This window comes from Humibacillus xanthopallidus (assembly GCF_006716675.1).
In the GTDB taxonomy this organism is placed as follows: Bacteria; Actinomycetota; Actinomycetes; order Actinomycetales; family Dermatophilaceae; genus Humibacillus; species Humibacillus xanthopallidus_B.
This window is the reverse complement of record NZ_VFPM01000002.1, coordinates 648,837-667,490: the sequence shown is the minus strand read 5'-3', so window position 1 is coordinate 667,490 and position 18,654 is coordinate 648,837. Positions and strand designations below refer to the sequence as shown.

15 protein-coding genes are annotated in these 18,654 nt (G+C 70.5%); 8 read left to right on the top strand and 7 right to left on the bottom strand.

Annotated elements, in window-relative coordinates; all coding sequences use genetic code 11:
• Positions 1-45: 45 nt before the first annotated feature.
• Positions 46-1,182: a succinyldiaminopimelate transaminase gene (gene dapC, locus FBY41_RS11015; RefSeq protein ID WP_260439696.1), complete on the bottom strand. Its 1,137-nt coding sequence runs from the start codon at positions 1,180-1,182 to the stop codon at positions 46-48.
• A 17-nt stretch (positions 1,183-1,199) separates the two neighbouring features.
• Entirely contained in the window at positions 1,200-1,526 is a 327-nt protein-coding gene (fdxA, locus tag FBY41_RS11010) for a ferredoxin (protein WP_141823515.1), read from the bottom strand.
• Between the two features lie 64 nt (positions 1,527-1,590).
• Between fdxA and FBY41_RS11005 the strand changes: the two genes are divergently transcribed.
• Positions 1,591-2,712: a GNAT family N-acetyltransferase gene (locus FBY41_RS11005; protein ID WP_260439695.1), complete on the top strand. Its 1,122-nt coding sequence runs from the start codon at positions 1,591-1,593 to the stop codon at positions 2,710-2,712.
• Positions 2,713-2,842: 130 nt separating this feature from the next.
• Here the strand turns inward: FBY41_RS11005 and mshB are convergent, their stop codons facing one another.
• From mshB to FBY41_RS10980, 5 genes are all read right to left on the bottom strand, one after another.
• Positions 2,843-3,808: an N-acetyl-1-D-myo-inositol-2-amino-2-deoxy-alpha-D-glucopyranoside deacetylase gene (gene mshB / locus FBY41_RS11000; RefSeq protein ID WP_141844323.1), complete on the bottom strand. Its 966-nt coding sequence runs from the start codon at positions 3,806-3,808 to the stop codon at positions 2,843-2,845.
• A gap of 10 nt (positions 3,809-3,818) precedes the next feature.
• Positions 3,819-5,636, bottom strand: coding sequence for an ABC transporter substrate-binding protein (locus FBY41_RS10995; protein ID WP_185749023.1), 1,818 nt, complete (start codon positions 5,634-5,636; stop codon positions 3,819-3,821).
• Between the two features lie 6 nt (positions 5,637-5,642).
• On the bottom strand, positions 5,643-7,541 hold the full coding sequence (typA, locus tag FBY41_RS10990; RefSeq protein ID WP_141844322.1) for a translational GTPase TypA: 1,899 nt from the start codon (positions 7,539-7,541) through the stop codon (positions 5,643-5,645).
• A gap of 67 nt (positions 7,542-7,608) precedes the next feature.
• Positions 7,609-8,595, bottom strand: a complete 987-nt coding sequence (locus FBY41_RS10985; protein WP_141844321.1) for an NAD-dependent epimerase/dehydratase family protein — start codon at positions 8,593-8,595, stop codon at positions 7,609-7,611.
• A 67-nt stretch (positions 8,596-8,662) separates the two neighbouring features.
• Positions 8,663-9,106 carry a (deoxy)nucleoside triphosphate pyrophosphohydrolase gene (locus FBY41_RS10980; RefSeq protein ID WP_141844320.1) on the bottom strand — a complete coding sequence of 148 codons (444 nt, stop codon included), beginning with the start codon at positions 9,104-9,106 and terminating at the stop codon, positions 8,663-8,665.
• A gap of 270 nt (positions 9,107-9,376) precedes the next feature.
• Here FBY41_RS10980 and FBY41_RS10975 point away from each other — a divergent pair, with 270 nt between their 5' ends.
• The 7 genes from FBY41_RS10975 (at position 9,377) to FBY41_RS10945 (ending at position 18,609) form a co-directional block, all read left to right on the top strand.
• Positions 9,377-11,032, top strand: a complete 1,656-nt coding sequence (locus FBY41_RS10975; RefSeq protein ID WP_141844319.1) for a hemolysin family protein — start codon at positions 9,377-9,379, stop codon at positions 11,030-11,032.
• Positions 11,029-12,069, top strand: coding sequence for a hemolysin family protein (locus tag FBY41_RS10970; RefSeq protein WP_141844317.1), 1,041 nt, complete (start codon positions 11,029-11,031; stop codon positions 12,067-12,069). The genes FBY41_RS10975 and FBY41_RS10970 overlap by 4 nt, the downstream gene beginning before the upstream one ends.
• A 291-nt stretch (positions 12,070-12,360) precedes the next feature.
• On the top strand, positions 12,361-13,353 hold the full coding sequence (locus FBY41_RS10965; protein WP_141844315.1) for an ABC transporter permease: 993 nt from the start codon (positions 12,361-12,363) through the stop codon (positions 13,351-13,353).
• Between the two features lie 49 nt (positions 13,354-13,402).
• Positions 13,403-15,184, top strand: a complete 1,782-nt coding sequence (locus FBY41_RS10960) for an ABC transporter substrate-binding protein (RefSeq protein ID WP_141844314.1) — start codon at positions 13,403-13,405, stop codon at positions 15,182-15,184.
• Between the two features lie 86 nt (positions 15,185-15,270).
• Positions 15,271-16,302, top strand: a complete 1,032-nt coding sequence (locus tag FBY41_RS10955; RefSeq protein ID WP_260439694.1) for an ABC transporter permease — start codon at positions 15,271-15,273, stop codon at positions 16,300-16,302.
• A complete protein-coding gene (locus FBY41_RS10950; RefSeq protein WP_141844312.1) occupies positions 16,299-17,468 on the top strand; it encodes an ABC transporter ATP-binding protein in 1,170 nt (389 codons plus the stop codon). The genes FBY41_RS10955 and FBY41_RS10950 overlap by 4 nt, the downstream gene beginning before the upstream one ends.
• A gap of 52 nt (positions 17,469-17,520) precedes the next feature.
• Positions 17,521-18,609, top strand: a complete 1,089-nt coding sequence (locus FBY41_RS10945; protein WP_141844310.1) for an ABC transporter ATP-binding protein — start codon at positions 17,521-17,523, stop codon at positions 18,607-18,609.
• Positions 18,610-18,654 lie beyond the last annotated feature (45 nt).

The following is an 18,654-nucleotide window of genomic DNA, read 5'->3' as shown; positions in this document are numbered from 1 at the left end:
TCGACGAGCACCAGCCGCAGGCCGGGTGGCGGGTCGAGGCGCCGGTCAGGATGCCGGTGCGAGCCGGGAGCACGCCGCGGCGATGCGCTCGTCAGTGGCCGTGAGGGCGATGCGCACGTGCTGGCCGCCGGCAGCTCCGTAGAACGAGCCGGGAGCCACGAGGATGCCGAGGTCCGCGAGCGCGGAAACCGTTGTCCAACAGTCCTCTTCGCGAGTCGCCCAGAGATAGAGGCCAGCCTCGGAGTGGTCGACGCGGAGGCCCGCCGCGGTGACGGCCGCGAGCAGCCGCTCACGCCGTCGGCCGTATGCCGCCCGCTGCGCATCGACGTGGGCGTCGTCGCGCAGGGCGGCCGCCATGGCGTGCTGCACCGGTGTGGGCATGATCATGCCGGCGTGCTTGCGCACCTCGAGGACGGACCCGATGATCTCGGGGTCGCCGGCGACGAAGGCGGCCCGATAGCCCGCGAGGTTGCTCTGCTTGGACAGCGAGTAGACGGCGAGCAGGCCGCGGTGGTCGCCGTCGCACACCTCGGGGTGCAGGACGCTCGGTGTCGTCGTGCCGAGCTGCCCGTCGCGCCAGTCGAGCTCGGCGTAGCACTCGTCGCTCGCGACGACGACGTCGTGCTCCCGGGCCCACTCGACGACCTTGCGCAGGTGGGCAACTCCGAGCACCTGGCCGTTGGGGTTGCCGGGACTGTTGAGCCACAACAGTTTTGGCGTTGTCGCCGCCGTCAGCGGGCCGAGGCTCGTCAGCGACTGGGCCACGACCGAGGTCGCACCGGCGAGCCGGGCACCGATGTCGTAGGTCGGGTAGGCCACGGCGGGGATGCCGACGAGGTCACCTGCCCCGAGGCCGAGGAAGGTCGGCAGCCACGCGACGAGCTCCTTGCTGCCGATCGTCGGCAGCACCGCCTCGGGCTGCAGCCCACTGACGCCGCGACGGCGGGCGAACCACTCGCAGATGGCTGCCCGCACGTCTGCCGTGCCGACGGTGAGCGGGTAGCCGGGCGCGTCGGCGGCCGCCACGAGGGCGTCGCGCACGACGGCAGGAGTGGGGTCGACCGGGGTGCCGACCGACAGGTCGACGAGGCCCCCCGGATGTGCGCTCGCCCGCGCCTTGTAGGGCGCGAGCGAGTCCCAGGGGAAGTCCGGCAGCGCCGGTGGCGAGAGCCTGGGGGCCACGCGTCAGCTCGCTCGGCTCACTCGTCGTGCTCCTGCGGCGGCAGGGCTGCGATGAGCGGGTGGTCCTTGTCGATGACGCCCATCTTGGCCGCACCGCCGGGGCTGCCGAGGTCGTCGAAGAAGTGGACGTTCGCGTCGTAGTAGTCGGCCCACTGCTCGGGGACGTCGTCCTCGTAGTAGATCGCCTCGACGGGGCACACCGGCTCGCAGGCACCGCAGTCGACGCACTCGTCGGGGTGGATGTAGAGCGACCGCTTGCCCTCGTAGATGCAGTCGACCGGACACTCCTCGATGCACGCCCGGTCCTTCAGGTCGACGCAAGGCTGGGCGATGACGTAGGTCATGGGGTGCGGACCTCCTGCTGTGGAGCGTTCGGGGCGAATGCGTGCACCGCTTAGTATGCCGGACATGACTGGCGACCCCACGCATGACCCCGCCGCTGAGACGCCCGACGAGAGCGCCCGGCTGAGCGCGGTCCCCGCCTCGGGCGAGGGGTCTGCTGCACCGGCGACCGACACCCCCGGGCACCGGCTCTCGGCGGGCCTGACCATCGGCAGCAGGGTCGTCGTGCGCTACCGGCTCGAGGAGGGGTCGCGGGCGCGCGCCACCGACTTCATCGGCGAGCTCATCGCCCGCAACGACGACTTCCTCATCGTCGACACGAAGAAGGAGCGGGTGAAGCTCATCCGGGCCGACGTCATCGCCGCCAAGGACGTGCCGCCGCCGGCGAGCCGCCCGGGACCGGCGCACGAGCGGGTCTCGGCAGACGACCTCGAGAAGCTCATGGCCAAGGGCTGGGTCGCCATCGACACGGCGGGACTCGGCGACTGGGTGCTGCGGTCGGCCAGCGGCTTCACGGGTCGGGCCAACTCCGCCCTCGTGGTGGGCGACCCCAGCCTGCCCGTCGACCGGGCCATCGACTACGTCGAGCGGTGGTATGCCGAGCGCGACGCCCCGCCGCTCTTCCAGGTCCACGGCGAGCCGGGCTTCGCCGTCGAGGACGTGCCCACCGGGGCAGCCCTGCTCGAGCGGGGGTATGCCGCCGGCGGTGGCCGCCCTGACTGGGCACGGGTCCTCGTCATGACGGGCCTCAGCGCGAACGTGCCGCCCCTGACGACCGAGTCGGTGCCGGTGACCGCCGACGCCACGCTCTCCCCGGAGTGGCTCATGACCTACGGCCGCAGCCGTTCGGTGGTGCCCGGGGCGACCGAGGCCGTGCTGACGGGCAGTGACGGCCAGCTCTTCCTGTCGGTGCGCGACGAGGCCACCGGCCAGATCATCGGCATCGGCCGCATGGCGATCCACCCGGGGTGGGCCGGCATCTTCGGGGTGTGGGTCGACCCGGAGCACCGCCGCCGCGGCATCGCCTCGACGATGGTCTCGGCCGTCGCCATGGTGGCGCGCGAGAACGCCATGCCGGCGATCTACCTCCAGGTGTCTGGCGACAACGCCCACGGCGTCGCCTTCTGGCGGGGCCTCGGCTTCGGCGTCCACCACGAGTACACCTACCTCGCCCAGCCGTCGGCCTGACGCCGGGCTCGCACGCCGGACCCACAAAGCCCGGTGGAAGCGTCCGGCCGCCGCACAGCACCGCCGACCCGGAGGCACATCGTGGGTCTGGCGGGCCTCGAAGGCTCGCTTCGCGGTCGGCGGCGGCGGATCAGGCGAGGAGCGAGGTCCGGCGCTCGGCGACGGGGACCGGCTGCCAGGTGCGCGGGTCGACGCGCCGGAAGCCCTCACGCCCCGTCGTGCGGGCAGCGACGAGGTTGGACAGCGCGTGCACGTCGTCGCTGACGACGAGCACCTGGGTGACGTGCGCGCGCAGGGCGTCGTTCTTGACGGCCCGCGCGGCGTCGTCGGCGACGACGTGGGTCACGAGCGCGTCGTCGACGACCGACGGCGGGTAGGCGTCGTCGTCACCGAGGAGCACGAGCGGCCAGGCCTGCTCGCCCGAGGTGTCGCGACGACGCGCGTGCTCGCTCCACCACGACGCGCTGCGGTATGCCGCCGGGTCGGCTCCGCGCAGCCAGGCGCGGTCCTCGCGGGCCCAGCTCGCCGGAGTCAGGATCTCGTGGACCCGCGCCGGCAGGACCTCGTCGGGCACGAGCTCGAGGGCCCGACGGGTGACCCGGTGTGCCTGGATGTGGTCGGGATGGCCGTAGCCGCCGTGCTCGTCGTAGGTGACGACGACGTCGGGGCGCACCTGCGCGATGACGTCGACGACGAGCCGCGCGGCCTCGTCGAGGTCGGCGGCGGTGAACGCCTCGGGCCGGGCCGCGGCGGCCGATCCCACCATGCCGGAGTCGCGGTAGAGCGAGAGCCGCTCCGAGTCCGCCCCGAGCACGTGCATCGTCGCGCCCACCCGGCGCAGGGCCTCGGCGAGCTCGCCGTGGCGGAACGGCCCGAGCGCGTCGTCGGGCGCGGCCTCGAGGTGGGCGAGTGCGGGCGGGATGACCTCGCCCTCCTCTCCGAGCGTGCACGTCAGCACGTGCACCTCGTCACCGCGCGCGACGTGGTGCGCCATGGCGATGCCGCAGGTGAGCGACTCGTCGTCGGGGTGGGCATGGACGAAGAGCAGGCGTGCGGGCCGGCCCGACGCAACCGCCTCGCATGACTCCTGTGTCACGGATCGCTCCTCAGCGCACGGCGACGGTGGCGAGGTCGACGATGCCCCCGACCGCGTGGTCCTCGTAGTGGCGCACCCCCGCGCCGTGCAGGTAGAGCGCCTTGGTCGCCGAGAGCGCGACGTAGCCGCCCTTCTCACGGATCGCGTCGTCGACCTGGGCCCACACTCGCCCGCGGGCAGCGGGGTCGACGGTGCGGTCGGCCTTGTCGATGAGGGCGGCGACACCGTCGTCGGTGAAGTAGCCGACGTCCTGGCCCGGCCCCGAGGAGTCGATGTTGATGCGGGAGTCGAAGAGCGCCGGAAGCACACCGCTCGGCGAGGGGATGTCCGAGGTCCAGACGCCGCGGAAGACGTCGTAGCGCTCCACGGACGACTTCTGCTCGATCGTCTCGTAGTACTTCTCGGGCGCCACACCGGTGAGCTGCACGTCGAATCCCGCGCGTTCCCACCCGGCGGCGAGGGCGGCATACGCCTTGTCGATGAGGCCTGACTTTGCGTGCACGACGCGCACCGTGACGGGCAGGCGCACCCCGGCGTCGGTGAGCACCTTGCGGGCGGCCTCGGGGTCGCCCATGACCGACGAGCCCCGCGGCGGCTCGACCCCGCTCGGGTCGATGCTCGGCGCGAGGATCGACCACGAGGGCGCGCCGGCACCCCCTCCCCCGTTGGCACTGACGTAGGTGGCGCGGTTCGTCGCCATCGCGAAGGCCTTGCGCACGGCAGGGTCCGACATGACGGTGCTGCGCATGTTGATCGCGAGGTAGTCGACGTTGCCGGTGAAGGGGAAGGTCAGCCGGGCCTGCAGGTCGGTGCCCGCCTGGTTGCGCAGGGTGGGCGACGCGGCGACCCATGACACGGCATACGTGTCGTCGTCCTGCTGGTTGAGCAGGCGCTGGATGACGGTGGCCTCGCCCAGCCCCGTCGTCACCTCGATGCGGTCCGGCAGTGCCTCACGGATGGGGTCGGTGCGGGGGTCCCAGTGCTCGTTGCGCACGAAGGTGCCGCCCTGCCCGACGACCCACGGCTTCTCGAGGCGGTAGGGCCCGCTGCTCACGACGTCGTGACCGGCCTTGTCGTCGTCGGTGTCGGCCGAGGCCTTGCGCGGCGCGAACTCCGGCAGGGCCACGATGTGGGCGAAGTCCGGCTCGGGCTCGCGCAGGAGGAAGGTGACGGTGCGGCCCTTGCACGAGACGGCACGGTCGAATTCGCGCTGGTGGCGCTTGTCGGACGGCCCTTCGTAGACCGGCTTGTCGAGCCCCTCGGGCGTCACCTTCGTCGGCACGTCGAGCAGGTAGGTCGCGTAGTTCGTGCCGCCGATGTGGGTCGTGCGGTCGAAGGTGCGGGCCACCCCGTGACGCACGTCCTCGCACGTGATCGGCGACCCGTCCTGCCACGTGAGACCGTCGCGGAGGGTGAAGCTCCACGAGCGCGAGTCCTTGCTCGCCCGTCCGGTGTCGGTCGCGAGGTCGCCCTCGAGGTCGCGCTGCCGGTCACCGGTGCCGTATGCCGTGAGGCCGCGCACGAAGGTGCGCTGGGCGAAGAAGGCCTCCGGGCCGACGTACATCAGCTGGGGGTCCCACGTGTCGATCGTGCCGGCGACGAGCACGCGCAACGTGCCGCCGGGCTGGCCGCCCCCGGCCGCGGCAACCCCGACGACGGGGTTGCCTGCGGCACCGGTGTCATCGGGCGGGGTGGCCGACGTGCACGAGGCGGCCCCGGTGGCCAGCGCGGCGGCGACCCCTGCGGTGAGGAGGCCGACGCCGAGCCGGCGCGTGGCACGGGGCCACCGCGACAGCACTGATCGCGCGCGCTCGAACCCGCGGCTCACACCCGATCAGCCCTCGGCCTTCGCCGCCGACCGGGCTCGCGCGGCCGAGCGGGCGCGCACGGTGGCGTCGAGCTCGACCTTGCGGATGCGGACCGCCTCGGGCGTCACCTCAACGCACTCGTCCTCACGGCAGAACTCGAGGCTCTGCTCGAGGCTCAGCTTGCGCGGCGGCACGATCTTCTCGAAGTTGTCGGAGGAGGAGGCGCGCACGTTGGTGAGCTTCTTCTCCTTCGTGATGTTGACGTCCATGTCGTCGGCGCGGGAGTTCTCGCCGACGATCATGCCCTCGTAGACCTCGGTCGTCGGCTCGGTGAAGAGGGTGCCGCGCTCCTGGAGGTTGACCATCGCGTAGGCGGTCACGACGCCCTTGCGGTCCGAGACGAGCGACCCGCTCGTGCGGGTCGTGATCGGGCCGAACCACGGCTCGTAGTCCTCGAAGACGTGGTGGGCGATGCCGGTGCCACGGGTCTCGGTGAGGAACTCGGTGCGGAAGCCGATGAGGCCGCGGCTCGGCACGAGGAACTCCATGCGGATCCAGCCGGTGCCGTGGTTGGTCATCTGCTCCATGCGGCCCTTGCGGGCAGCCATGATCTGCGTGATCGCGCCGAGGAACTCCTCGGGGGTGTCGATGGTGAGGCGCTCGACGGGCTCGTGGACCTTGCCGTCGACCTCGCGCGTGACGACCTGGGGCTTGCCCACGGTCAGCTCGTAGCCCTCGCGGCGCATCTGCTCGACGAGGATGGCGAGCGCCAGCTCGCCGCGGCCCTGGACCTCCCAGGCGTCGGGGCGCTCGGTCGGCAGGATGCGCAGCGACACGTTGCCGATGAGCTCCTTGTCGAGGCGGTCCTTGACCATGCGGGCCGTGACCTTCGAGCCGCGCACCTGGCCGACCATCGGGCTCGTGTTGGTGCCGATGGTCATCGAGATCGCAGGCTCGTCGACCGTGATGAGCGGCAGCGGGACCGGGTTCTCGGGGTCTGCGAGGGTCTCGCCGATGGTGATCTCGGGGATGCCGGCCACGGCGATGATGTCACCGGGGCCCGCCTGCTCGGCGGGCTTGCGCTCGAGGGCCTCGGTCATGAGCAGCTCGGTGATCTTCACCCGCTGCTGCGAGCCGTCGTGGCGGCACCACATGACCTGCTGGCCCTTCCTGATCGTGCCGTTGAAGACACGGAGCAGGGCGAGGCGGCCGAGGAAGTTGGAGGCGTCGAGGTTGGTGACGTGCGCCTGCAGGGGCGCCTCGTCGTCGTAGGTCGGGGCGGGGATGGTCTCGAGGATCGTCTCGAAGAGGGCCTCGAGGTCCTCGCCCTCCGGCAGGCCACCGTCGTCGGGGCGCTCGAGCGAGGCGCGACCGGCCTTGGCCGAGGCGTAGACGATGGGGAAGTCGATCTGCTCCTCGGTGGCGTCGAGGTCCATGAAGAGCTCGTACGCCTCGTCGACGACCTCGGCGATGCGCGAGTCGGGGCGGTCGACCTTGTTGATGCAGAGGATGACGGGCATCTTCGCGGCGAGCGCCTTGCGCAGCACGAAGCGGGTCTGGGGCAGCGGGCCCTCGGAGGCGTCGACGAGCAGGACGACACCGTCGACCATCGACAGGCCGCGCTCGACCTCGCCGCCGAAGTCGGCGTGGCCCGGGGTGTCGATGATGTTGATCGTGACGCCGTCGGTGAGGCCACGGTCGGCGGCCGCCTTGCCCGTGTAGTGCACCGCGGTGTTCTTCGCGAGGATGGTGATGCCCTTCTCGCGCTCGAGGTCACCGGAGTCCATGGCCCGCTCGTCGACGTGCTGGTGCTCGCCGAACGCGCCGGACTGCCAGAGCATCTTGTCGACGAGGGTGGTCTTGCCGTGGTCGACGTGAGCGACGATGGCGACGTTGCGGATGTCCGCACGGGTCTTCAAAGGCATGAGGGACATTCTCTCAGGGTTTTGGGGTGCCTTCGTACACGGTCGCCCGGCTCTCGCACGATGCGTCCTACCCGTGCTGCGCGACGAGCCGGTCCATCCGCGCGTCCATCCGCGCGTCGACGTGCTGCCTCGAGGGGTCGGCGTCGAACCAGTCGACGATCTCGGCGGCGCCACGGTGGAAGGGCACGATGGCCGTCCAGCCCGGCACGACGCGCTTGACCTTGGAGTTGTCGAAGACCATCGAGTGCGCCTTGTCGCCGAGGAGGGCGGCGCCCCAGTCGGCGTCCACGGCGGCGATGGCGTCGGAGCTCACGTGCACGAGCCGCGGCGTCACACCGGCTGCGGCGGCGACGGTCTCGTAGACCTGGTTCCAGCTCAGCCACTCGTCCGAGGTGATGTGGAAGCTGTCTCCGATGGCGGCCGGGTTGCCGAGCAGGCCGACGAACGCCCGGGCGAAGTCGGTGTGGTGCGTCAGCGTCCACAACGACGTGCCGTCGCCGTGGACGACGACCTCGGCACCCCGCCGCATCCGCTCGACGACCGTCCAGCCACCGTCGAAGGGCGGCGCCGTGTGGTCGTAGGTGTGCGAGGGGCGCACGATCGTCACGGGCAGGCCCTCCTCGCGGTACGCCCGGACGAGCAGGTCCTCGGCCGCGATCTTGCCGCGCGAGTACGCCCAGAACGGGTTGCGCAGCGGGGTCGACTCGAGCACCGGGAGCCGGGCCGGCGGGGTCTGGTAGGCCGACGCCGAGCTGATGAAGACGTACTGCCCCATCCGTCCGCGCAGCACGTCGAGCCGCGATGTCACGTCGCCGGGCCCGAAGGCACGGAAGTCGGCCACGACGTCGAAGTCGCGCTCGCCGACCGCCGCGCGGAACGACGCCGGGTCGTCGAGGTCGCCGGTGAGCAGGCGGCAGCCCTCGGGCGCCGGCCTCGTGGCGGTGAGCCCGCGGCCGAGGACGAAGACCTCGAAGCCCTCCTCGATCGCCCTGCGCGTGCAGGCCGAGCTGATGATCCCGGTGCCGCCGAGGAAGAGGACGGAGGGCGCGGGCATGCCAGCACCGTAGCCCGCCGGGGGCCACGACAGGGCGTTGCGAGCAGACGGACCGGGCCCCGCGGAGTCAGGACAGGACGGTCTCGAGCGCGCGCACGATGGGCAGGTCCGCGGGGAGCCAGGGCACGGCATACAGCTGCGACGGCTCCAGCCAGCGCAGCTCGTCGTGGTCCTCGAGCGGCGCCGGCTCCCCCTCGGTCACCTCGACGAGCCACACGAGCATCTCGTAGCGGTCACCGAGCGGCCAGGTGGTCCCGGGCAACGGCCCCGGCAGGTGGGGCCCGATGCGCACCTCGACGCCGAGCTCCTCGACCAGCTCGCGGCGCAGGGCCGCGAGCGGCATCTCGCCCTCGTCGACCTTCCCTCCGGGCAGCTCCCACCCGCCCGCGAGCGTCGACGGCTCCGTGCGACGGGCGGCGAGCAGGCGCGTGGGCCGCTCGAGGTCGTCGACGACGGCCGCACCGACGACGAGGCGCACGCTGGGACCGGCGGGATCGGGGAGGGTGGTCATGGCGGCCAAATCGTGCCACACGTCGCGCGGGGCGGCCCGCCGTGAGCCATCGACCGGTTGCCGGGTCGAGGTCGGGTCGAGGTCGGGTCGAGGTCGGGTCGAGGTCGGCAGGGGCCTCGCGCGCGATCGATCACTTAGGATGACTTTCATGCGATCGCACTCACGCCTCGACTCGCGCGCCGAGTCCCAGGAGGGCCATAGTCCCGAGCCGGACGGCCCCACGGCTGCCCGGCTCCCCCAGCCCCACTCGCTCGTGCGGGTGGTGATCGCATGAGCATCGCCCTCGGGATCGCGCTGATCCTCGCCCTGACGGCGGCGACCGGCTACTTCGTGGCGCAGGAGTTCGCCTACGTCGCCGTCGACCGCAACGCCCTCAAGGACCTCGCCGCCCAGGGCGACGAGCCCGCCGAGCGGGCCCTCCGGGTCACCTCGAGGCTCTCCTTCACCCTGTCGGCCGCGCAGTTCGGCATCACCGTGACGGCCCTGCTCGTCGGCTACATCTCCGAGCCGCTCGTCGGCGCCGGCCTCGCCGAGCTGCTCGACCCGTCGATGTCGTATGCCGCCCGCCTCAGCCTGTCGGTCACCGCCGTGCTCATCTTCTCGACCGTCGTGCAGATGGTCTTCGGCGAGCTGGCCCCGAAGAACCTCGCCATCGCGCGCACCGTGCCGCTCGCCCGGGCCCTGTCGCGCTCGACGCTCATCTACCTCACCGTCGCCGGGCCGGTCGTGCGGCTCTTCGACCGCGCCTCGACCACCCTGCTGCGCAAGGTCGGCATCGAGCCCGTCGAGGAGCTCGAGCACGGAGCCACCGCCGAGGACCTCACCCGCATCATCGACGAGTCCCACGCCGGCGGCCTGCTCGACGACGACCTCTCGGAGGTGCTCGAGGGCGGTCTGCGCTTCCGCGAGCTCGACGCCGGCGATGTCATGACCCCGCGCGTGCGGGTGCAGACCGTGCACGCCGACGACCCGGTGAGCCGGCTCGTCGAGCTGCTCGACACGAGCTGGTCGCGCTTCCCCGTGACCGGCTCCGACGGCGATGACATCGTCGGCGTGGCGGGCATCGCCGAGGTGCTCGCCGTCGCCCCCGAGCTGCGCGCGAGCACGCCGGTCGGCTCCGTGACGCCCGAGCCGACGGTCGTGCCGACGAGTGCACCGCTCCCCCGGGTGCTCGAGCAGATCCGTGCCGACCACCAGCAGATGGCGATCGTCGTCGACGAGCACGGCGGCTTCGCCGGCATCGTGACCTTCGAGGACATCGCCGAGGAGGTGGTCGGCGACATCCTCGACGAGGACGACACCGAGGTCCCTGCCGTCGAGCCCGACGGCACCGACGCCTGGGTCGTGCCCGGCCACCTGCGGCTCGACGAGCTCGACACCGCCACCGGAGTCCGGCTCACCGCCACCGACGAGTACTCCACGATCAGCGGCCTCATCCTCGAGCAGCTCGGCCGCACCGCCCAGGTCGGCGACGTCGTCGAGGCGCAGGGGCGCCGCGAGACCGACTCCGACGGGTATCGCCGCGACGACGTGGAGGCCGGGCCGTCCGAGACGGACGAGTCCGCCGGGTCAGCGACTGACCCGGCAGGCGGTCAGGGCGACCCCGAGCCCCGCGCCGAGCGGCAGAGTGCGCGTCACCGAGGCGAGGAGGGCGACGACCACCACTCCCCGCGCCCGCACGTCACCGTGCGCCTCACCGTGAACGCCGTCGACCGCCACGTGCCGGCCTCGGTGCGGGTCGAGGTGCTCGACCTCATGAGCGAGCTCGAGCTGCTCGACTCCGATAACTCCGACTCCACCTCAGATGCCGCTGACCATGTGAATGCCGCTGTGGGTGCCGGCTCCGGCTCCGACGACGATGACGAGCGTGAGTCCGTGTCCACCGCCGACCGGGTCCCGGCCCGCAACGAGAGGAGCGCCCGGTGATCACCGCCCTGCTCCTCTCGCTCGTCCTGCTCGTCCTCAACGCCTTCTTCGTGGCGGCCGAGTTCGCTCTCGTGGCGAGCAAGCGTCACCGGCTCGACGACCTCGCCGAACGCGGCAGCCGTGCCGCGGCCGCCGCTGCGGCCGGCAGCCGCGAGCTGTCCCTCATGCTCGCCGGAGCCCAGCTCGGCATCACGCTCTGCACGCTCGGGCTCGGCTCCGTGGCCAAGCCCGCGGTGGCTGACCTCCTGGCACCCGTCTTCACGTTCCTGCGCCTGCCCGACACGGCGGCATACGTCGTGGCCGTGGTGCTGGCGGTCGGCATCGTCGTCTTCCTCCACATGGTCGTCGGCGAGATGGCACCCAAGTCGTGGGCGATCGCCCACCCCGAGCGGTCAGCGGTGCTGCTGGCGCTGCCCTTCCGCGGCTTCGCGTGGGTCATGCGCCCGGTCCTCAGCCTGCTCAACGCGATGGCCAACGGCTGCCTGCGTCTCGTCGGGGTGCAGCCGCAGAACGAGCTCGCCCAGGTGCACGGGCCGAAGGAGCTCGCGCTGCTGCTCGAGAGCGCCCGCGAGCAGGGACAGCTCGAGGAGTCGGAGCACCGGGTGCTCGCCGGGGCCATCGACCTCGACACGACCCGACTGACCGAGGTCATGGTGCCGCTCGAGCGGGCCGTCGTCGTCGCAGGGTCCGCGCCGGCGCTCGAGGCCGAGCGCATCTCGCGCGACTCGGGCCGCTCGCGCCTCGTCGTCACCGACGGCGGTGTACCGGTCGGCATCGCCCACGTGCGCGACATTGTGCGCGCCCCGCGGGAGGCGCCGGTCACGACGCTGACGTCGGCGGCGATGCGGGCCTCGCAGGAGCTCTCGCTCCTCGACGCCATCAGTGCGATGCGCGCCGAGCGGGCTCAGCTCGTCCTCGTCGAGGGCCCCGAGGGCCCGGTGGGGCTCGTCACCATGGAGGACCTGCTCGAGCGGGTGCTCGGGCAGTTCGACGACGAGACCGACGCCGCGACACACCGGGCGTCCGTCACCACCTGACCGCTGGCCCGGAGCGCAGCCGGGTGTCGGCGCGCTGCGCCGTGAACGCCGCTCGGGGGGCGGCGACCGTGCGGGCGAGAGGCCGCTGACCGAGAAGTGTCACGCCGCGGGGGACATGTCGCCGGAAGATATCCGCCGAGTCACGATTCGGCATCGTCGGTTGTGAGTCGTGGTGAGTCGCAGAAAGATGGGGGCGCGGAGACGCCGGGGGGCCTAGGGTTGCGCCTGCCGCAGCGCATCGGAGGCTGACCCCCAGCCTTCGGCCCCGATCTCACCCGGAGGTGACGGCACGTGAGTTCACCCGTGGAGCTCGAGCCCGGTGGAGCGATGGCCCCTCCGGAGGCCGTGCTCGAGGGGGCGAAACGCATCGAGGGCCGATCTCTCGGCCAGATCGCGTGGATGCGCCTCAAGCGCGACAAGGTCGCGCTCGCGGGCGGAATCTTCGTCATCTTCCTCGTCGTCGTCGCCATTCTCGCGCCGGTCATCGTCGGGCTCCTCGGGCACCCGCCGGACGAGTTCCATCAGGAGCTGGTCGACGCCAACACCCAGATCCCGATCGGGCCCTACGGCGGCGTCTCGTGGGACTTCCTCTTCGGGGTCGAGCCCGTCAACGGGCGAGACCTCTTCAGTCGCGTTCTCTACGGCTCGCAGATCTCCCTGCTCATCGCCTTCTTCGCCACTCTGGTCTCGGTCGTCATCGGCACGACGCTGGGAATCATCGCGGGCTACTTCGGCGGCGGAATCGACAGCTTCATCAGCCGCCTGATGGACATCTTCCTCGCCTTCCCCCTGCTGCTGTTCGCCATCGCCCTCGTCGGTGTCATCCCCGACCAGGCGTTCGGCCTCAAGGGCGACTCGCTCCGCATCGCCGTCATCGTCTTCATCATCGGGTTCTTCAACTGGCCCTACATCGGCCGCATCGTCCGCGGTCAGACCCTGTCGCTTCGCGAGCGCGAGTTCATCGACGCCTCCCGCAGCCTGGGTGCCCGGGCGACCTACATCCTGCGCAAGGACCTGCTGCCCAACCTCATCGCGCCGATCCTCGTCTACGCGACCCTTCTCATCCCGACGAACATCCTGTTCGAGGCGGCACTGTCCTACCTCGGTGTCGGTGTCCAGGCCCCACGGGCCACCTGGGGCGGCATGCTGTCCGACGCCGCGACGTGGTACCAGATCGACCCCTGGTTCATGATTCCCGCAGGCATGGCCATCTTCGTGACGGTCCTCGCCTTCAACCTCTTCGGGGACGGACTGCGTGACGCCCTCGATCCTCGGACGCGGTGACCACTGCGACCGCATGCACCACCTGAAAACACAAGGGAGCGCAAAGCACATGAAGAAAACGCGCATCATGGCCGTCGCAGGTGCGATGGCCCTGGCGCTGGGGTTGACCGCCTGTGGCGGCAGCAACACCAGCGGCACCGGGACCGGCAGCTCTGGCGGAAGCGGAGGTGGCGCTGCCGCGGGGGGCGCCAACGCGGCGATCGGCAAGATCTACAACCCGTCGGATGCCAAGGGCGGCACGCTTCGCTTCGGCGCTGCGGGCGACTGGGACTCCGTCGACCCCGGTGACACCTACTACGGTCTGTCGTGGAACTTCCTGCGCAACTATGCGCGCACTCTCGTCGTCTTCAAGGCGGCACCGGGCAGTGAGGGCACCAAGCTCGTCCCCGACATGGCCACCTCCCTCGGCAAGGCGAGCGACAACAACCAGACGTGGACCTACACGCTCCGCGACGGTCTGAAGTACGAGGACGGCACGCCGATCACGTCCAAGGACGTGAAGTACGGCATCGCGCGCTCGCTCGACAAGGACACCTTCCCGAACGGCCCGACGTACTTCAACGACTTCCTCAAGGACGTCCCCGAGGGCTACTCGGTCTACAAGGACAAGGACCTCGCGAACCTCAAGTCGATCGAGACGCCGGACGACAAGACCATCGTCTTCCACCTCAACAAGCCGTTCTCCAGCTTCGACTACTTCGCGCAGCTCGCGTCGACCGCTCCCGTGCCACAGGCCAAGGACACCGGCACGAAGTACAAGGAGCACGTCATCTCGAGCGGTCCGTACAAGTTCACGACGTACCAGTCCGGCAAGCTCCTCGAGCTCGACCGCAACCCCAACTACGACCCTGCGACCGACCCCGACTCGGGCCGCAAGGCGCTGCCGGACAAGCTCACCGTCCAGATCGGCATCAACGCGGCCGACCTCGACAACCGGCTCATGTCGGGTGACCTCGATGTCGACATCGCGGGCACCGGTGTGCAGGCGGCCGCCCAGGGCAAGATCCTGGCCAGCCCGGACCTGAAGAAGAACACCGACAACCCGACGTCCGCGCGCAGCAACTACACGCAGATCAACACCGACGTCGCGCCGTTCGACAACATCGACTGCCGCAAGGCTGTGCTGCTCGCCTACGACAAGACGGGCTACCAGCGCGCCTACGGCGGCTCCATCGGCGCCGACATCGCCACCAGCCTGATGCCCACCGTCGTCCCGGGTCACCAGGACATGGATACGTACGGTTTCAAGGCGAAGCCGCAGGGCGACCCCGAGGCCGCGAAGGCCGAGCTCACCAAGTGCGGAAAGCCCGACGGCTTCGAGACGACCGTCGCCTACCGCAACGAGCGGCCGAAGGAGAAGGCCGTCGCCGAGTCGCTGCAGCAGTCCCTGGCCAAGGCGGGGATCAAGGTCACCCTCAAGGGCTTCCCGAGCGGCGACTACTTCAAGCTGTACGCCGGCAAGCCGGACTACGCCAAGGCGAACGGCCTCGGCCTCCTGGTGATGAGCTGGGGCGCTGACTGGCCCGACGGCTTCGGCTTCCTGTCGCAGATCGTCGACAGCCGCGTCATCCGCGCGGCGGGCAACACCAACCTCGGTATCAAGCTGCCCGAGGTCGACAAGCTCATCGACCAGGCGCTCGGCGAGAACGACACCTCCAAGCGAGAGACGATCTGGGGTCAGGTCGACAAGACCGTCATGGACAACGCTGTCGTCCTGCCCGGTGTGTGGCCGAAGGCGCTGATCTACCGGCCCGACTACCTCACGAACGTCTTCGTGACCGACGCGTACAACTTCTACGACTACGCGGCGATGGGCACGTCCAAGAAGTAAGCGGTCCCGCTCCGCCCACCCCATCCACCGAAGGAAGGTGAAGGCGTGGCCCTGGTGGCAGCCGACCACATGGTCGGCTGCCACCGGTGGGGCTGCCGACCACAGTGTTTGCGTACCTCGTCAAGCGACTCATCAGCGCCGTCGTGCTGCTGTTCATCATCACGGCAGTAGTCTTCGCCATCTTCTTCCTCCTCCCCCGCCTCGGTGGCGCCAGCGCCGACGACCTCGCGTCTCGCTACGTCGGCAAGTCAGCCGGGGCTGCGCAGATCCACGAGACGGCCGTCCGCCTCGGTTTCACCGACCCGATCTGGGTGCAGTACGGCCGCTTCGCCAAGGGCCTCGTGGCCGGCAGCGACTACTACACCGGAGCCGGCTACGACCACTGCCCGGCCCCGTGCCTGGGCTATTCCTTCATCACGCAGAATCCCGTCCTGCCCGACCTGCTGGACCGGCTGCCCGTGACGATGTCGCTTGCTGCGGGTGCGGCCTTCCTGTGGCTGCTCGGCGGTATCTCCACCGGCGTCGTGTCGGCCCTCAAACGCGGTAGCTTCATCGATCGCGCGGCCATGACCACGGCCCTCGCCGGCGTCTCCCTCCCCATCTTCTTCACCGGCTTGCTGTCCCTGTCGATCTTCAGCTACGGCCTGGGCTGGACCGCCCCAGGAGGCTCCTACACCCCGTTCCAGGAGAACCCGCTCATGTGGGCCTACGATTTGCTGCTTCCCTGGATCACGCTCGCCTTCCTCTACGCCGCCGCCTACGCGCGCCTGACGCGAGCGGGCATGCTGGAGACCATGAACGAGGACTACATCCGCACCGCCCGGGCCAAGGGCCTCAGGGAGCACGATGTCGTCGTGCGGCACGGTCTGCGTGCAGCCCTCACCCCCATCGTCACCATCTTCGGGCTCGACCTGGGCCTGCTCCTCGGTGGCGCCATTCTCACAGAGACCACCTTCTCCCTCCCCGGCATCGGCCAGTACGCCGTGCAGGCCGTGGCCAACAACGACCTCCCGAAAGTCCTCGGCGTGACGATCCTGGGTGCCCTCTTCATCGTCATCGCCAACCTCGTTGTGGACCTGCTCTACGCCGTCGTCGACCCGAGAGTGCGCACCGCATGAGCCAGCCCAGCAAGCCCACCACCGAGGCGTCCGTCGCAGCCCAGCCCGACACGTCCGAGACCGGCGACCGCGCAGGTCGCCGCCGCCGCAAGAGCGCCGCCACGGTGAACGCGCTCGACGGCATCGGCGGACTCGGCGCGCCGGCGCCCGACAGCTTCCTGTCGGTCCGCGACCTGCGCGTCCACTTCCCGACCGACGACGGCCTGGTGAAGTCGGTCGACGGCCTGTCGTTCGACCTGAGTCGCGGCAAGACCCTCGGTATCGTCGGCGAGTCCGGCTCGGGCAAGAGTGTGACGAGCATGGCGATCATGGGTCTCCACAAGCCGGGCACGGTGCAGATGACCGGCTCGATCCGCCTCGACGGCCAGGAGCTCGTCGGCTCCAGCCCCGAGGCCGTGCGACTGCTGCGCGGCAAGAAGATGGCGATGATCTTCCAGGACCCGCTCTCGGCGATGCACCCCTTCTACACCGTCGGCCACCAGATCGTGGAGGCCTACCGGATGCACAACGACGTCAGCACCTCGGTGGCGAAGAAGCATGCCGTCGAGATGCTCGACCGGGTCGGCATCCCCCAGGCGAGCAGCCGCGTCGACGACTACCCGCACCAGTTCTCGGGCGGTATGCGCCAGCGCGCCATGATCGCGATGGCGCTCTCGTGCTCGCCCGACCTGCTCATCGCCGACGAGCCGACCACCGCGCTCGACGTCACGGTCCAGGCGCAGATCCTCGATCTCGTCCGCGACCTGCAGAGCGAGTTCAACTCGGCCGTCATCATCATCACCCACGACCTCGGCGTCGTCGCCGAACTCTCCGACGACATCATGGTGATGTATGCCGGCCGGGCGGTCGAGTACGCGGCGGCGGAAGAGGTCTTCGAGCGGCCGAAGCACCCCTACACGTGGGGCCTGCTCAGCTCGATGCCACGCCTCGACCGGGCGCGCATCGACCGCCTGAGGCCCATCCCGGGCGCCCCGCCGAGCCTCATCAACGTCCCGTCGGGCTGCCCGTTCCACCCGCGGTGCGCGTATGCCGATCGCACCGGGGGACTCTCCCAGAGCCAGCGGCCGCCGCTCGAGGAGAAGGCGCCCGGGCACTATGCCGCGTGCCACCTCACCCCGGAGCAGCGCACGGCCATCTGGGAGACCGACATCAAGCCGACGCTGTGATGACTCCCACGACGACCGCTGTGATGACCATGACGACTTCAGGAGCACCCTCATGACGGCGTCGACCGCCCCCTCCCCCGATACCGCCGCCACGCGCGGCGACGCGCTGCTGCGGGTGACCAACCTGACCAAGCACTTTCCGATCCGCCGCGGCCTGCTCCAGCGGACGGTCGGTGCGGTGCAGGCTGTCGACGGGCTCAACTTCGAGGTGGCCAAGGGCGAGACCCTCTCGCTCGTCGGCGAGTCAGGCTGCGGCAAGACGACGACAGGCCGCATGCTGACCCGTCTCATCGAGCCGACCGACGGCCTCCTCGAGTTCGAGGGCAGGGACGTCACCCACATCTCGATGAGGCAGCTGCGCCCGCTGCGTCGCGACGTGCAGATGATCTTCCAGGACCCCTACGGCTCGCTGAACCCGCGCCACACCGTCGGCACCATCGTCGGTGCGCCCTTCAAGCTGCAGAACATCAAGACCGAGAAGGGCATCAAGCGCTCGGTCCAGGATCTGCTCGAGCTCGTCGGTCTGAGCCCCGAGCACTACAACCGCTACCCGCACGAGTTCTCGGGCGGCCAGCGTCAGCGCATCGGCATCGCCCGGTCGCTGGCCCTGCGCCCCAAGCTCATCGTCGCCGACGAGCCGGTGTCGGCCCTCGACGTGTCGATCCAGGCCCAGGTCATCAACCTCCTCGAGGACCTGCAGAACGAGTTCGACCTCACCTACGTCGTCATCGCCCACGACCTGTCGGTCGTGCGTCACATGTCCGACCGCGTGGCCGTGATGTATCTCGGCAAGCTCGTCGAGGTCGCCGGACGCGACGAGCTCTACACCCGCCCGATGCACCCCTACACGACGGCGCTCATGTCAGCCGTGCCGGTGCCCGACACGAGCCGGCGCACCAAGCGCGAGCGGATCCGGCTCACCGGCGACGTGCCCAGCCCGATCAACCCGCCGCCGGCCTGCCGCTTCAACACGCGGTGCTGGAAGGCGCAGGAGGTCTGTCGCACCATCGAGCCCCCGCTCGTCGAGCTGGCACCGGGCCACCAGGTCGCGTGCCACTTCCCCGAGAACCCCGACGGCCCGGCCGCAGGCCCGGTGCTGCTCGACACGCCCCGCACGCGCGACGACGACGCAACCGCCTGAGCCTGCCGGTCTGGGCACCGCGGTGGAGGAAGGATGGAGCTACCA